Annotated in this window: 15 protein-coding genes; 9 read left to right on the plus strand and 6 right to left on the minus strand. The window is 61.1% G+C overall.

Going from position 1 to position 13905, the window contains the following annotated elements:
• Positions 1 to 8 precede the first annotated feature (8 nt).
• A complete protein-coding gene (locus U1A24_RS06195) occupies positions 9 to 1340 on the minus strand; it encodes an amidase (protein WP_322321102.1) in 1332 nt (443 codons plus the stop codon).
• A 77-nt stretch (positions 1341 to 1417) separates the two neighbouring features.
• On the opposite strand from U1A24_RS06195, the gene U1A24_RS06200 reads away from it, so the two are divergent.
• Positions 1418 to 2644: an FAD-dependent monooxygenase gene (locus tag U1A24_RS06200; protein ID WP_322321103.1), complete on the plus strand. Its 1227-nt coding sequence runs from the start codon at positions 1418 to 1420 to the stop codon at positions 2642 to 2644.
• An 80-nt stretch (positions 2645 to 2724) separates the two neighbouring features.
• On the opposite strand, the gene U1A24_RS06205 is transcribed toward U1A24_RS06200, so the two are convergent.
• From U1A24_RS06205 to U1A24_RS06215, 3 genes are read right to left on the minus strand one after another with little or no spacing between them, the layout of a single operon-like run.
• Entirely contained in the window at positions 2725 to 2919 is a 195-nt protein-coding gene (locus U1A24_RS06205) for a Trm112 family protein (protein WP_322321104.1), read from the minus strand.
• Positions 2916 to 3557 carry an LON peptidase substrate-binding domain-containing protein gene (locus tag U1A24_RS06210; RefSeq protein ID WP_322321105.1) on the minus strand — a complete coding sequence of 214 codons (642 nt, stop codon included), beginning with the start codon at positions 3555 to 3557 and terminating at the stop codon, positions 2916 to 2918. The genes U1A24_RS06205 and U1A24_RS06210 overlap by 4 nt, the downstream gene beginning before the upstream one ends.
• A 26-nt stretch (positions 3558 to 3583) precedes the next feature.
• Positions 3584 to 4510, minus strand: a complete 927-nt coding sequence (locus U1A24_RS06215) for a co-chaperone YbbN (RefSeq protein WP_322321106.1) — start codon at positions 4508 to 4510, stop codon at positions 3584 to 3586.
• A gap of 114 nt (positions 4511 to 4624) precedes the next feature.
• Between U1A24_RS06215 and U1A24_RS06220 the strand changes: the two genes are divergently transcribed.
• On the plus strand, positions 4625 to 5257 hold the full coding sequence (locus tag U1A24_RS06220; RefSeq protein WP_322321107.1) for an SGNH/GDSL hydrolase family protein: 633 nt from the start codon (positions 4625 to 4627) through the stop codon (positions 5255 to 5257).
• A 168-nt stretch (positions 5258 to 5425) separates the two neighbouring features.
• Here U1A24_RS06220 and U1A24_RS06225 read toward each other — a convergent pair whose 3' ends face one another.
• Both U1A24_RS06225 and U1A24_RS06230 read right to left on the minus strand, forming a co-directional pair.
• The gene (locus U1A24_RS06225; RefSeq protein WP_322321108.1) at positions 5426 to 6211 is read right to left on the minus strand and encodes a hypothetical protein; all 786 of its coding nucleotides are present in this window, start codon (positions 6209 to 6211) and stop codon (positions 5426 to 5428) included.
• Positions 6208 to 7479 carry a glycosyltransferase family 4 protein gene (locus U1A24_RS06230; RefSeq protein ID WP_322321109.1) on the minus strand — a complete coding sequence of 424 codons (1272 nt, stop codon included), beginning with the start codon at positions 7477 to 7479 and terminating at the stop codon, positions 6208 to 6210. The genes U1A24_RS06225 and U1A24_RS06230 overlap by 4 nt, the downstream gene beginning before the upstream one ends.
• A gap of 162 nt (positions 7480 to 7641) precedes the next feature.
• On the opposite strand from U1A24_RS06230, the gene U1A24_RS06235 reads away from it, so the two are divergent.
• The 7 genes from U1A24_RS06235 (at position 7642) to U1A24_RS06265 (ending at position 13849) form a co-directional block, all read left to right on the plus strand.
• Positions 7642 to 8994 carry an oligosaccharide flippase family protein gene (locus U1A24_RS06235; protein ID WP_322321110.1) on the plus strand — a complete coding sequence of 451 codons (1353 nt, stop codon included), beginning with the start codon at positions 7642 to 7644 and terminating at the stop codon, positions 8992 to 8994.
• Between the two features lie 75 nt (positions 8995 to 9069).
• Positions 9070 to 9636 (plus strand): dTDP-4-dehydrorhamnose 3,5-epimerase, encoded by a 567-nt coding sequence (gene rfbC, locus U1A24_RS06240; RefSeq protein ID WP_322321111.1) that lies wholly within the window; start codon positions 9070 to 9072, stop codon positions 9634 to 9636.
• Positions 9633 to 10676 (plus strand): dTDP-glucose 4,6-dehydratase, encoded by a 1044-nt coding sequence (rfbB, locus tag U1A24_RS06245; protein ID WP_322321112.1) that lies wholly within the window; start codon positions 9633 to 9635, stop codon positions 10674 to 10676. Before rfbC ends, rfbB begins: the two co-directional genes overlap by 4 nt.
• On the plus strand, positions 10673 to 11524 hold the full coding sequence (rfbD, locus tag U1A24_RS06250; protein ID WP_322321113.1) for a dTDP-4-dehydrorhamnose reductase: 852 nt from the start codon (positions 10673 to 10675) through the stop codon (positions 11522 to 11524). Before rfbB ends, rfbD begins: the two co-directional genes overlap by 4 nt.
• Positions 11521 to 12393, plus strand: a complete 873-nt coding sequence (rfbA, locus tag U1A24_RS06255; RefSeq protein WP_322321114.1) for a glucose-1-phosphate thymidylyltransferase RfbA — start codon at positions 11521 to 11523, stop codon at positions 12391 to 12393. Before rfbD ends, rfbA begins: the two co-directional genes overlap by 4 nt.
• Positions 12394 to 12521: 128 nt before the next feature.
• Positions 12522 to 12701 carry a hypothetical protein gene (locus U1A24_RS06260; protein WP_322321115.1) on the plus strand — a complete coding sequence of 60 codons (180 nt, stop codon included), beginning with the start codon at positions 12522 to 12524 and terminating at the stop codon, positions 12699 to 12701.
• A 428-nt stretch (positions 12702 to 13129) separates the two neighbouring features.
• A complete protein-coding gene (locus tag U1A24_RS06265; protein WP_322321116.1) occupies positions 13130 to 13849 on the plus strand; it encodes a sugar transferase in 720 nt (239 codons plus the stop codon).
• The last annotated feature ends 56 nt before the right edge of the window (positions 13850 to 13905 follow it).

Genomic DNA, 13905 nt, shown 5'->3' on the forward strand with positions numbered 1-13905 from the left:
TGTGTCTTTTAGGCCAGCGCGCGTTCGGCGGCTTGGCCCAGCCGCAGCAGGCGTTCTTCCTGACCGGGGCCGGCCATGAAAGAGATGCCGCAAGAGGGCTGTGCTGTGGGTAGGGTTAGCGCGCAAAGCCCCATCAGATTGCCGATGCGGGTGTTGCGCAGGGCCAGCAGATTTTCGCTGACATAATAGGTGTCATCGGTCATCAGGCGGTGGGCATTGGGTGGCAGGATGGGCGAGGTGGGAATCAAGATGGCATCATATCCGGCGGTTTTAGCGGCCCAGACGGCACGGATTTCGTGCAACCTGCGCCATGCGGCGACGTAATCGGCGGCTTTGATCGCAGCCCCGGTGCGGAAGCGTTCGAGGATGCGGGGGAACATTTTCTCGGGTGCGGCTTCGATGGTTTTGGCCCAGATGCCGTAAGCTTCGGCGGTGAACAGGATGCCCGCGAGGGCCATCGCCTCGGCCACTTCGGGGATGTCGATATGGCCGATCTGCGCGCCTGCGCGGGACAGGCGGCTGAGCGCGTCTTCAAAACCAGAGGCGGGGCGGGGGCGCAGATCGTCGAGAGCGATGGTGTTGAGCACGAGAAAGCGGGCGTTGCTGAGGGTGCTGCCAGTCAGGTCAGCGGGTTTGCGGGATTCGAGGGCGGCGAGAAGCAGGCTGCAATCTTCGACCGAACGGGCGAGGGGGCCGACAGTGTCGAATTGCTCGCAGAGCGGGACTGCCCCGGTCAGCGGCATGCGACCGTGGCTGGTTTTCAGGCCGACAAGATCGTTCCATGCGGCCGGGATACGGACGGAGCCGCCGGTGTCAGAGCCGATGGCGGCGGGGGCGAGCCCGAAGGCGACCGAGGCCGCGCCGCCCGAGGTTGAACCGCCCGCGACGGCTTGGTCATCGTTGATGCAGGGCGGGGTGGCGGTGACGGGGTTGAGGCCGAGGCCTGAGAACGCGAGTTCGGACATGTGGGTTTTGCCAAGGCAAACAAGGCCTTCGCGGGTGGCGGTTTCCACAACCACGGCGTCTTTCAGCGGGATGCGGTTTTGCAGCAGCGCCGATCCGGCTTCGGTGGCGATACCTGCGGTATCAAACAGATCTTTCCAGCTGACCGGAACGCCGTCGAGCAGACCCCGGCGCAGGCCGGATTTGGCGCGGGCGGCGGCCCCCATCGCCTCGCCTCGGGCGCGGGTCGGGGTGGGGCGGGCGTAGATGCGCGTGGAATGTTCGTGGATGGCGATTTTTTCGAGGAAAAACTCGGTGAGTTCGACCGGGTTGATGCTGCCTTTGCCGATCTCGCGGCCCAAGTCAGCGGCAGTCATGTTGGACCAGGTTTTGCTCATTATGTTCCCCATTTTGACAAAGCGTAGCGGCAAGGCGGCGCATGGACAATGCTGTAGGTTGGGCCATATTTGGCGGTATGGAAAAAGATGCTGACATTGTGATCGTGGGCGGGGGCTTGAACGGCCCGGCCTTGGGCGTGGCTTTGGCGCGCAGTGGTTTGCGGGTGGTGGTGGTGGATGCGCGGCCTGCGGGTGCGCGGGCCGAAGCCGGGTTTGACGGGCGGGCCTATGCCTTGGCGGTGGCGTCAAAGCGGTTGTTGGAGGTGATTGGGGTTTGGCCCGGGCTTTCGGGGCGGGTGCAGCCGATCTTGCAGATCAAAGCCAGCGACGGGGTGGCGGGGCAGGGGCCTGCGCCGTTCTTTCTGACGTTTGACCATGCCGAGATGGAAGAAGGCCCGATGGGGTTTATGGTTGAAGACCGTTATTTGTATGCGGCGTTTCTGGCGGCGATGGAGGCGGCTGGGGTTGTGTTGATCTCGGGGGAAACGGTGATTTCTCAGGTGGTTAGCGGGGCTGGGGTTGAGGTTGTTCTGGCCTCGGGACGTGTCGTGCGGGGATCGGTTCTGGTCGGCTGTGATGGGCGTGCTTCGGGGGTTGCGGCGCGTGCGGGGATCGGGCGGACGGGCTGGGGGTATGGGCAGACGGCGCTGGTGACGGCGATTGCGCATGAGAAAGATCATCAGGGCATTGCGCAGCAGTTCTTCATGCCCTCGGGGCCGCTGGCGATTTTGCCGCTGGCGGGTGGGCATCATTCGTCGATCGTCTGGAGTGAGACAGAGGCGCAGGCGGCGGCTATTCAGGCGTTGAGCGATGCGGAGTATCTGGAAGCGTTGCGGCCTCGGTTTGGCGATTTTCTTGGTGAGATTTCATTGGCGGGGGAGCGGTTTACCTATCCGCTGAGCCTGACTTTGGCGAACAGTTTCGTGGCCCCGCGCGTGGCTTTGGTGGGCGATGCGGCGCATGGCGTGCATCCGATTGCGGGGCAGGGGTTGAATTTGGGGCTGCGCGATGTCGGGGCCTTGGCGGAAGTGCTGATCGAGGCGCGGCGCAGGGGTGAGGATATTGGGGCTGCCGATGTGCTGGAGCGCTATCAACGCTGGCGGCGGTTTGACAGCACCGCATTGGCCCTGGGGATGGATGGGGTGAACCGGTTGTTCTCGAACGACAATCCGGTGCTGCGGATGGGCCGTGATCTGGGCATGGGGCTGGTGAACGCCGTGCCGGGGCTGCGGCGCAAGTTCATGCGGCAGGCGGCGGGGTTGTCGGGGGAAGTGCCGAAGTTGTTGCGGGGGGTGGAGGTTTAGGGCCGGGACGGGATGGTTTAGAGCTGTCGGCGCTGGTGGTGGGTTTCACCCACCCTACGCGAAATGGCGCTCTTGGTGCCTCACTCCACCGCCCGCGCCTCACTTACCAGCATGATCGGAATCCCATCGCGGATCGGGAACGCCAGATGGGCGGCTTTCGAGATCAGCTCCATCTTTTCCGCGTCATAGGTCAGCACGGCTTGGGTGACGGGGCAGACGAGGGCTTCCAGCATACGGCGGTCGTGCAGGGGGGTGTTTGGCGGGGTGTCGGTCATTGCAATGTCTCATCGCGGCCATCCGAATGGAGGGCGATTTCCAGAAGGGTGACGAGGGTTTCGCGGCGGGTGATCAGCGAGGGGGCTTCGAGCAGCGCTTGTTTGTCTTCGGGGGGAAAAGGCAGCAGCATCGACAGCGAGTTGATCAGCAGTTCGGTGTCGGCGGCTTTGATGCCGCTCCAATCGGTGCCGAGATCGCGGGTGGCGAAGTAGCGGGCGAGCAGGGCGAGGAAGGGTTCGCGGTCAAAATCCTTGTCGGTTTCTTCACGGCCCAGATCGCGGGCGAAGGGCAGCCAATCAATATGGGCGCGGCGGTAGGGGGTGAAGCCTTCGACCTCAGCCCGCAGTCGAAACCGCGACACGCCGGTCAGGGTGATCATATAGCGGTGGTCTTCGGTTTCGGAAAACCCGGTCAGACGACCGGCGCAACCGATGGCCGACAGGCGCTTTTCGCCGTTCGGGGCCTCTCGCGGCTGGATCATGCCGATCAGGCGGTGCGGAGTTTTCATGCAATCGTCCAGCATCGCCAGATATCGCGGCTCGAAGATATGCAGTGGCAAGCGGGCGCGCGGCAGCAAAAGCGCGCCCGGAAGCGGGAACAGCGGCAGCGTGTCGGGCAGGTCGGTTTGCTTCATCATGCCCTCTAGCTAGTGTGCCATCCGGTTTAGGCAAAGATCATCGAGGACAGACGGCGGCGGCCTGCCAAGACGATGGGGTCTTGCGGTTTCAGCGCCTCAAAGATGGTGAAAAGCTGAGTGCGGGCGGCGTTGTTGTTCCACTCGCGATCGAGTTTGAAGAGGTCGAGCAGGGTGTTGACGGCTTCTTCCACCTTGCCATTGGCGTGCAGGGCGGTGGCAAGGTCGAACAGGATCTGGGGATTTTTCGGATCGGCAGTATGGGCGGCGCGCAGATCATCCTCGGGGCCAGCAGAAGCGGCTTGGCGGGCGAGGTCAAGCATGGCGCGGGTGGCCTCGACTTCCTTGGCTTTTGCAAGCTGGCCGGGGGCGGTGGTGATCAGGGTTTCGGCAAGGTCAAGATCGCCAAGCGCCAGATGCGCGCGGATCAGGCCCGCGTAGGCCACGGCATTCTCGGGTTCTTCTTCAAGGATCGCGGTGAAAGTTTCCACCGCGTCGGCGTAGTCGCCGTCATCCAGCATGGTTTCCGCAGCGGCGATGGCATCGGCAAGGCCATTGTCCGGCTCTGGCCCCATCGCGGCGAGTTTATCGACGAAGCGTTTCAACTCGGAGGGGGCAACATTGCCTTGGAAGCCATCAACCGGCTGACCTTGGAAGAAGGCATAGACGGTGGGGATGGATTGGATGCGCAACTGGGCCGCAAGCGCCTGATTTTCATCGACGTTGATTTTCACCATCCGCACCCGGCCTTTGGCGGCGGTAACGGCGGCCTCCAAGGCGGGGCCGAGGGTTTTGCAGGGGCCGCACCACGGCGCCCAAAAATCGACGATGATCGGGGTGGTCTGCGACGGCTCTATGACGTCTTGCAGAAAGGTGACTTCCGAGCCGTCAGTGATCAGATCGGGGACAGGCGCTGCTGTGGCGGCGATTGGGGGGGCGGTGGGGGTGCCGAACATGGAAAGCCTCAAAGGTTTTGGGTTGGCGTATATATGGGGGGCAGGGGGCGAAAGGGGAAGGGGGTTTACGCTAACGTAGGCGGGGCATAGCGTGGCGGAAAATGGGGGGATCAGATGCCGGTTGTGATGTGTTTTGGCGATAGTAACACGCATGGGACACCGCCGATCACCGATCTGGCGCGGTATGAGCGCTATGGCGTCGGGGTGCGCTGGCCCTCGCGCGTGCAGGCGGCCTTGGGCTGTGAGGTGATCGAGGAAGGTCTGCCGGGGCGGACGTCAATGTTCGACGATCCGATCATGGGCGCGCATATGAACGGGCAGGTGGGCTTGAAGATCGCACTGGAAAGCCATGGGTCGCTGGATGTTCTGGTGCTGATGCTGGGGACCAATGACGTGAAGGCGCGGTTTACCTCGACGCCCGAGGCGGTGGTTGGGGGGATTGCGAGCCTGTTGGATATTGCGCAGCACCGGCTGATGCAGGAACGGCATGGCGGGTTCAAGGTATTGCTGGTGTGTCCGACGCCTGTGGTTGAAGTCGGGCCAATCAAGGGGGAATTCTGGGGTGGAGCCGTCCGGTCGCAGGCTTTGTCGCCGCTGTATGCCACTTTGGCACAGGCGCGCGGGGTGGCGTTTCTGGATGCGGGTGAGGCGATCAAGGTCAGCCCGTTGGATGGTGTGCATTTTGATCAGGCCGAACATGCCAAACTGGCAGAGGCGGTAGCGGGCAAATTGCGCGGGATGATATAGAGCGTTCTTGGTATTTGCTCTTTTTGAAATACTCCCGCCGGAGGCTCTTTAGGTCAATGTCGGATGCCTCCGGCGGGAGTATTTGAGCCAATGTGAAAGTCTTAAGTGCGGCCAAGACCCGAAGGGGCGAGGCCGCCGGGGCGGGACGCAATTTTACTCTTATTTGAACTAAGCGGAGGCCGTGAGGTCGGACCAGCCGCAGAGCGAGGCGAGGTATTCGGGCGGGTGTTGAATGCCGACTGACATGTTGGCGCGGAATTTCTCGGATCGGTAGTCTTGCCAGCGGTTCTTATAAAGGTGCAGGCCGGATTTGCTGATTTTGATGATCGGGGTGCGCAGGGGCAGATGGTCGCGCCATTTGTGGCGCATCGCGGTGTAGGCTTCGACGAAATCGTCACGCAGGTGGTCGTGGTAGCGGTCGTTGTGGATGGTGGGCAGGGCGCCGGCATAGGCGTGCAGCCCTGCGGTGCGGGCGGTGGTGACGATGTCGGTGCCATACATGTGCCAGCCGGGGAGGTTCTCGTCATAACGCAGGTTGGCGGCGCGGCGCAGGATGATGACCATTTCGTCATAGGATTGCACTTCGGCGGGCGTGGTGGGGACGCGCCCGACGATCAGGCCGATGCTGGAGGACCAGACCGGGCCGATGTGACTGGCATCAAGCCCCACGCCGAACGGGCCGAAAAGCGCCCAGTTCGGATCATGCGCTTCCAATTCGCGCAGGCGGCGGGTCAGCAGGTTCTCCCAGCCGCGCGGCAGGTAGACGTCGTGATGCGCGAAGATCAGGATGTCAGCGGTGGTGGCGTCAATCGCGCGGTTGTAGGCCACGGCGGCGGAGGGAGCGTTGCGCTCCAGATGCAGCGGCACGCGGCCCTCGGCGATCATCGGGGATCGGGCGAGGTTGGCGTTCAGGATTGCATCGCTGTGGCTGGCGCAGATGATGGCGTAGGTCATGCGTGGTTCACGGTTTCGGTGTGCAGCGGATGGGCGGTCACGGCGACGGATCTCAGTGCTTCTGTGAAATGCGCGGCGAGTTTGGCGGCTTCGGCGTTGCCATCATGGCGTGACATGGCGCGGGCGCGGGCGGCAAGGCCCATTTCGGCCAGCACGTCGATCGGAGTGTTGGAAAGTTCGACAATCGCATCGGCCAGGGCGGTGGCATCGCCTGCCGGAACCAGCCAGCCTTCTTTGGGGGTCAGCAGTTCGGGCACGCCGTTGATGCAGGTGGAGATGACGGGGCGGCCGCAGGCCATCGCCTCGATCACCACCATCGGCAGGCCTTCGGCAAGCGAGGGCAGGATCAGTGCATGGGCGGCGGCGATGGCGGCGCGCACACCGGTTTCGTCAACCCATCCGGCGATTTTGATACGGTCTTCGATTCCGTGGCGGGTGATTTCGCTCTCAATCAGGCTGCGCAACTCGCCATCGCCGCAGATCGTCAGGGTCAGGCCGGGCAGGCGTTTGGCGGCGATGGCCATGGTCTCAATCAGCACGGGGAAGCCTTTTTGCTCGCACAGACGGCCGATGGCGACCAGATGCGGGCCGCCTTCGGGCATTGGCGCAGGGGCGGGGTAGCCAGCAATCTCGACCCCGCAATGCACGACTTTGATCTTCGGCCATTCCGGGATCTGGCTCCAGCGGTAAAGCTGGCTGCGGCAAAAGCTGGAAATTGCGACGGTGAAGCGGGCGCGTGCGATCTTTTCGGGGAAAGAAAAGCCGCGCGGGGCGTCGAATTCTTCCGGGCCGTGGACGGTGAAGCTGAAGCCGGGACCGCCAAGCGCTTCGGCCAGCATGGCCACGGTGGCGGAGTTGGTGCCGAAATGCGCATGGATGTGGCGGAGGCCGAGCTTGCGCGCACGGCGGGCGATATGGGCGGCTTCGATCAGATAGATCAGATGGCGCGGCAGACCGCCGGTGCCGGGGCCGCCGGATTTGCCTTTCAAGCCGCAGCGGATCGCCATGGCCAGCCCCGCAAGCGTATGTCTTGGATGCCTGATCATCCAGCCGAGGCTGGAACACAACAGTCGTTTGCCACCGATCTCCAGCACATGTTCGGTCTTGTTGTCTTCGATGATGTCGACGGGATCGACCAGGGCTGCACGATCCGAGCGCATGGCAAAGCGGTGAACCTGCCAGCCGAGCGCCTCCAGCGCCGCAATTTCCCGCCGGATGAAGGTATGGGAGGGCTTCGGGTAAGTGTTGATCAGATAGGCAATCTTCATGCGGCACCATATTGGGTCTTGGCCTTGGTCAATAGGCACGGCTTTTGGCAAGAGTAAGGCATTTTCGGCCAACTCAGCTATAGATTGTTGCCAAATCCGCCTTCATTGACGGGTTGGCTACATCCGCCTAGGGTCGCGGCAAAGTGTTAAGGGGTTTGCTGGATGTCTGAGCTGAACGGTGCCGCCCCGGCGGGAAGAAGTTTGTTTGCGCGGGCGCTGCGCGGCTCGGCTTTCACCGCGGGGTCTTATGCGCTGACGCAGGTGATGCGGCTGGGCTCAAACCTGATCCTGACGCGGATTCTGGCACCGGATGCTTTTGGGGTGATGGCGCTGGTGTCGGTGGTGCTGGTCGGCATGGTGATGTTTTCGGATGTCGGTGTGAGCGCGTCGATTGCGCAGAACAAACGCGGCGATGACCCGGATTTTCTGAATACCGCTTTCACCATTCACGCCTTTCGCGGCACCATGTTGTGGTTGGTGACCTGTGGTCTGGCTTGGCCGCTGGCGCAATTTTATCATGCCCCAGAGCTGATGTATCTGTTGCCGGTAGCGGGGGTTTCGCTGTTCATTTCGGGGTTCAATCCGACGCGGATTGATACCGCGACCCGGCATTTGCTGCTGGGGCGGGTGACGCTGCTGGATCTGATCGCGCAGGCGATCGGGATGGTGGCGATGGTGGTGCTGTCGCTTGCGACGCATTCGGTCTGGGGGTTGGTGATTGGCGCGATTGTCGGGTCTTTGGCCAAGCTGGTGCTGACCTGGGTGTATTTGCCGGGGCCGCGCAACCGCTTTCACTGGGATAAATCGGCGGGGCATGAGTTGATCCATTTCGGCAAGTGGATCTTTATGTCGACCGCCTGCGGTTTTGCGCTGGCACAGGGCGACAAGGCGATTTTCGGGCATTATCTGAGCCTTGAGGAACTGGGGATTTACAACATCGGCTATTTCCTTGCCTCGTTCCCGTTGCTGCTGGCGCGATCGGTCAACAGCCGGATCATGATTCCGCTGTACCGCGACCATCACCCGGCAGATTCGGCGGCGAATTTCGCCAAGATGCGCAAGCTGCGCTGGGCGATTTCGGGCGGAACGCTGCTGTTGTTGGGGTTTCTGGCGGTGATCGGGGTGCCGTTGGTGGGCATCTTGTATGATGAGCGCTATGCGGCGGCGGGGTTCATCGTGGTGATGGTGGCGCTGATCCAGATGCCAGAGACCATTGGCATCACCTATGATCAGTCGGCTTTGGCTGCGGGCGATGGGCGGAATTACTTCTGGCTTCAGGCGTTGAAAGCCTTGGTGCAGACGGTGGCGTTTCTGGTGGGCGTCACGCATGGCGGGCTGGAGGGCGCGCTGCTGGCGCAGGCCGTGGCTTTGCTGGCGCTGCATCCGGCGGTGATCTTGCTGGCGCACAAGCATCGGGCTTGGGATCCGGTGAATGATATTGTGCTGTTCGCGCTGGCGGGGGCCCTGGTGGCTTTGGCGTTTTGGGTGAATGCCGATATGCTGGGGATGCTCTGAAGTCATAGTTCGGTCTGGGTCCAGCCGCAAAGCTGCGTTAGAGCTTGGTGGCAGTGTTGCGAATGGGTTTGAGATATGCAGATTGAAGAAACGGCGCTGGCAGGGGTGTTGATCGTGACGCCGAAGCGGTTTGGCGACGAACGCGGTTGGTTTTCCGAGACGTGGAATGCTGCGACGATGGCCGCTGCTGGGTTGGGCGGCTTGGAATTTGTGCAGGACAATCACTCGATGTCGGCGCAGATCGGCACGCTGCGGGGGCTGCACTATCAGGCACCGCCGCATGCGCAGGACAAGCTGGTACGCTGCACGGCTGGACTGATCTTTGATGTGGCCGTGGATTTCCGGCGCGGCTCGCCCAGCTTTGGGAAATGGGTGGGCGTGGAGTTGTCGGCGGCGAATGGTCGGCAGCTACTGGTCCCGAAGGGATTTCTGCATGGCTTCGTGACGCGCGCAGCGAACACCGAGGTGCAGTATAAATGCACCGATGTCTATGCGCCCGATTGTGATGGTGGCGTGCGCTGGGATGATCCTGAGATTGGCATTGATTGGGGGCTTGCGGGGGCTCCGGTCTTGTCGGGCAAGGATGCGGTGGCACCGTTGATGCGTGATGTGGCGACGCCGTTTGAATGGGTTGCAGCATGAAGATACTGGTGACGGGTGGGGCGGGGTTTATCGGCTCGGCTGTGGTGCGGTTGGCGGTGTCGCGCGGGCATGAGGTGGTCAATCTGGATGCGCTGACCTATGCGGCCTGTCTGGAGAATGTGGCGAGCGTTTCGGGGTCGAACCTTTACAGCTTTGAGCAGGCGGATATTCGCGATCGCGTGCGGCTGGATGAGATTTTCAATATCCACCGCCCGGATGTGGTGATGCATCTGGCGGCCGAAAGCCATGTCGACCGCAGTATTGATGGGCCGGGGGATTTCATCCTGACCAATATCAACGGCACCTATAATATGCTGGAAGCGGCGCGGGCCTATTGGGTTGGCGCGGGCAAGCCTGCCGATTTCCGGTTTCACCATATCAGCACGGACGAGGTGTTTGGCTCACTGGGCGCTGAGGGGCAATTTACCGAAGATACCTCTTACGATCCGCGCAGCCCCTATTCGGCCAGCAAGGCGGCCAGCGATCATTTGGTGCGGGCTTGGCATGAAACTTACGGGCTGCCGGTGGTGCTGACGAATTGCTCGAACAATTACGGGCCATTCCATTTCCCGGAAAAGCTGATCCCTGTGGTGATTTTGAACGCTTTGGCGGGCAAGCCGTTGCCGATCTATGGCGATGGATCAAACGTGCGCGATTGGCTTTATGTCGAGGATCACGCCGATGCTTTGCTGTTGGTGGTGGAAAAGGGCAAGCTGGGGCGCAGCTATAATATCGGTGGCGAGAATGAGCGCAGCAATCTGCAACTGGTGCGGACTTTGTGCGGCATTCTGGACGCCAAGCGGCCCAAGGCTTCGGGCTCTTATGCCGATCAGATCACCTATGTCACCGACCGTCCTGGCCATGACGCGCGCTATGCGATTGATCCTTCGCGCATTCGCGAAGAATTGGGCTGGCGGCCCAGCGTGACGGTTGAGGAAGGTCTGGAGAAAACCGTGCAATGGTATCTGGACAATGAGGCGTGGTGGAAGCCGTTGCAGGCGCGCGCCGGCGTGGGTGTGCGGCTGGGGGTGAAGGGGTGAAAACACTGGTATTTGGCCAGACTGGTCAAGTTGCGCGGGAATTGGCCCGGCGGTTGCCTTTGGGCGTCTCGGCAGCGTTTCTGGGGCGCGACCGCGCGGATTTGTCTGATCCTGCGGCTTGTGCGGCAGTGATTGCGGCTTGCGATGCGGATGTGGTGATCAACGCGGCGGCTTGGACGGCGGTGGACAAGGCTGAGGTTGAGGAAGCGGCGGCATTGGTGGTGAATGGTCAGGCTCCGGGGGCTATGGCGCGGGCTTGCGCTGTGCGGGGGCTGCCGTTTTTGCACATCTCGACCGATTATGTGTTTGATGGCGCGGGGGATCAGTCGTTTGAGGTGTATCATCCAGTGGCACCGTTGGGGGCTTATGGGCGCACCAAGCTGGCGGGCGAACAGGCCGTGCAAGCAGCGGGTGGTCGCTTTGTGATCCTGCGGACCTCGTGGGTGGTCTCGGCGCATGGCGCGAATTTCGTCAAGACCATGTTGCGGTTGGGGGCCGAACGCGGCAGCCTGAACGTGGTGGCGGATCAGATTGGCGGGCCAACGCCTGCGGCGGATATTGCCGATGCTTTGTATGGGATGGCGGCGGGTTTGCTTGCGGGCAAGCCGGGCGGTGTGCAGCATTTCGCCGGTGGGCCGGATTGCTCTTGGGCGGATTTCGCACGGGAGATCATGGCGCGGGCAGGCTTGACTTGCGTGGTGCAGGACATCCCGTCGAGCGCCTATCCGACGCCAGCCAAGCGCCCGTTGAATTCGCGGCTCGATTGTAGTGGGTTGGCAGAATTCGGGTTAAAGCGCCCGGATTGGCGGAGTGGTTTGGACAAGATTTTGCAGGAGTTGGTGGTATGACGCGCAAGGGGATCATTCTGGCGGGCGGCTCTGGCACGCGGCTTTGGCCGATCACCATGGGCGTCAGCAAGCAATTGCTGCCGATCTACGACAAGCCGATGATCTATTATCCGCTATCGGTGCTGATGCTGGGCGGCGTGCGCGAGATTGCCATCATCACCACGCCCGACGATCAGGATCAGTTCATCCGATTGTTGGGAGATGGCAGCCAGTGGGGGCTTTCTTTAACCTATATCGTGCAACCTAGCCCTGATGGTTTGGCGCAGGCCTATCTGTTGGCGCAGGATTTTCTGGCGGGCGCGCCGAGCGTGCTGGTGTTGGGGGACAATATCTTCTTCGGGCATGGGCTGCCGGAGATTTTAGCCTCGGCTGCGGCGAAAACAGAGGGCGGAACGGTGTTTGGCTACCGGGTGGCTGACCCTGAACGCTATGGCGTGGTGCAGTTTGATGCGGCAGGCAATGTGCAGGCGATCATCGAGAAACCCGAGGTGCCGCCGTCAAACTATGCGGTGACGGGGCTATATTATCTGGACGGCCGCGCGCCGGAACTGGCGGCACAGGTGAAGCCATCTTCTCGCGGTGAATTGGAGATCGCGGATCTGTTGGAGATCTACCGCGCCGAGGGCAGTTTGACGGTTGAGAAAATGGGCCGGGGCTTTGCGTGGCTGGATACCGGCACACATGGCAGCTTGTTGGATGCCGGAAATTTCGTGCGGACCTTGCAGGCGCGGCAGGGCTTGCAGGTGGGTTGCCCGGATGAAATTGCCTATCGCGCGGGCTGGATTGATAAGGCTGCGCTGCTGGAACGAGCGAATATATTCAAGAAGAATGACTATGGCAGGTATTTGCTGAGCATTGTTTCCGAATAACCGATTATTACTCCCGTCAAGATTGAATTTTGGAGCATTACTACAAATTCTCAACATTATTCGCTAGTATTGTTTCGTGATCCTGCAAGGCTTTAACTGTCAGGATTAGTTTGAGGAAAGTGTGGTAGATGATGATCGTCGGCGTGCTGATGAGTGCAATCTCGGGTGGTATCACCGCTTTGGCGGCCTCACTACTGCATGGTAATGGGATATTGCACGCGCTGCTTTCCTATCCTTTGGGCGGGATGCTGGCGATCATCGCGTTCACCGCACTGAGTTTGCGCCGACAAGATGCTGCGCACTACTGAGTGTCGCACGAAATTGTTGATTAAATCGAAACAATGGCTTGGCCGCGTTGATGTAAGGCCAAAGGAGCTTGGTGCGGAGTGATTCGCGCGCCGATGCTGCGTTGCCGTATTCACCGTGCACCTGCGGCGGAGAGGTATTTCACAGTTTCGCGTCTGGGTTGCGCTATGTTGAAACGTGGCAAGATCGTGGCGGTAATATGTCAAAATATCTTGGTTAAAACGGCTTAAATATGTTCGCCTCCGATCAATAGCTGTCGCCAGCCCCTCTCTGAGCGACTAAATTGCCAACGGGGGCGTACTTGTTTAGTGCGGCAAATGAACTGCTAGTATCAGACTGAATCCGGGTCTCCGGGCGTTTGATTTGTTTCCTGAAACCCACGTGTTGGTGGGGCAGGAAGGTAGTGTCATACGTCGTTTGGTGACGCGCAATGACGATAAACTACAAAGAATTCTACAGTTTCCGATCTGCCTCGGCTGACCCTGTACAGGGGGCTGACGACATTGTTATTGCGTCACTGGTCGAGGCCTGCCCATCGGGGCGGGGTCCGTATCGGCAGTTTTTCAAACGTGCTTTTGATATCGTGGCGATTGTGCTGGCGGCACCTGTGGTGATGCCGATTGTGGCGATTGCTGCCGTGATGGTGGCGCGCGACGGCGGTAGCCCGTTCTATACGCAGATGCGGGTGGGCAAGGGCGGCAAGCGGTTTCGGATGTGGAAGCTGCGCTCGATGGTGCGCGACGCGGACGCGCGGATGGAGGAATTCCTTGCCGCCAACCCGGAAGCCCGGATGGAGTGGGACAGCACACAAAAGCTGAAGGCAGATCCACGGATTACGCGGATGGGGAAGTTCTTGCGCAAGTCGTCGCTGGATGAGCTGCCGCAGCTGTGGAATGTGCTGATGGGCGATATGAGCCTGGTAGGGCCGCGTCCGATGATGATCAGCCAGCAAAGCCTGTATCCGGGGCGGGCCTATTATGCGTTGCGGCCGGGGATTACCGGCTATTGGCAGACTTCCGGGCGCAACCGCACCACTTTTGAGGCCCGTGCCGGGTTTGATGATGCCTATGAGGCCGACCTGTCGATGCTGACCGACGTGAAGGTATTGGCGGCGACGGTGGGCGTTGTGGTGCACGGCACCGGCTACTGAGATTTACACAGAGTGTGAAGCCCGCCCTGTCACCGGGGCGGGCTTTTGCACGGGTG

This window comes from Cypionkella sp., from assembly GCF_034376685.1.
In the GTDB taxonomy this organism is placed as follows: Bacteria; Pseudomonadota; Alphaproteobacteria; order Rhodobacterales; family Rhodobacteraceae; genus Cypionkella.

Bases quoted from the DNA above. Each gene is read 5' to 3' on its own strand.
- U1A24_RS06195 (WP_322321102.1), bottom strand. From the start codon at position 1,340: ATGAGCAAAACCTGGTCCAACATGACTGCCGCTGACTTGGGCCGCGAG.
- U1A24_RS06200 (WP_322321103.1), top strand. From the start codon at position 1,418: ATGGAAAAAGATGCTGACATTGTGATCGTGGGCGGGGGCTTGAACGGC.
- U1A24_RS06205 (WP_322321104.1), bottom strand. From the start codon at position 2,919: ATGACCGACACCCCGCCAAACACCCCCCTGCACGACCGCCGTATGCTG.
- U1A24_RS06210 (WP_322321105.1), bottom strand. From the start codon at position 3,557: ATGATGAAGCAAACCGACCTGCCCGACACGCTGCCGCTGTTCCCGCTT.
- U1A24_RS06215 (WP_322321106.1), bottom strand. From the start codon at position 4,510: ATGTTCGGCACCCCCACCGCCCCCCCAATCGCCGCCACAGCAGCGCCT.
- U1A24_RS06220 (WP_322321107.1), top strand. From the start codon at position 4,625: ATGCCGGTTGTGATGTGTTTTGGCGATAGTAACACGCATGGGACACCG.
- U1A24_RS06225 (WP_322321108.1), bottom strand. From the start codon at position 6,211: ATGACCTACGCCATCATCTGCGCCAGCCACAGCGATGCAATCCTGAAC.
- U1A24_RS06230 (WP_322321109.1), bottom strand. From the start codon at position 7,479: ATGAAGATTGCCTATCTGATCAACACTTACCCGAAGCCCTCCCATACC.
- U1A24_RS06235 (WP_322321110.1), top strand. From the start codon at position 7,642: ATGTCTGAGCTGAACGGTGCCGCCCCGGCGGGAAGAAGTTTGTTTGCG.
- rfbC (WP_322321111.1), top strand. From the start codon at position 9,070: ATGCAGATTGAAGAAACGGCGCTGGCAGGGGTGTTGATCGTGACGCCG.
- rfbB (WP_322321112.1), top strand. From the start codon at position 9,633: ATGAAGATACTGGTGACGGGTGGGGCGGGGTTTATCGGCTCGGCTGTG.
- rfbA (WP_322321114.1), top strand. From the start codon at position 11,521: ATGACGCGCAAGGGGATCATTCTGGCGGGCGGCTCTGGCACGCGGCTT.
- U1A24_RS06260 (WP_322321115.1), top strand. From the start codon at position 12,522: ATGATGATCGTCGGCGTGCTGATGAGTGCAATCTCGGGTGGTATCACC.
- U1A24_RS06265 (WP_322321116.1), top strand. From the start codon at position 13,130: ATGACGATAAACTACAAAGAATTCTACAGTTTCCGATCTGCCTCGGCT.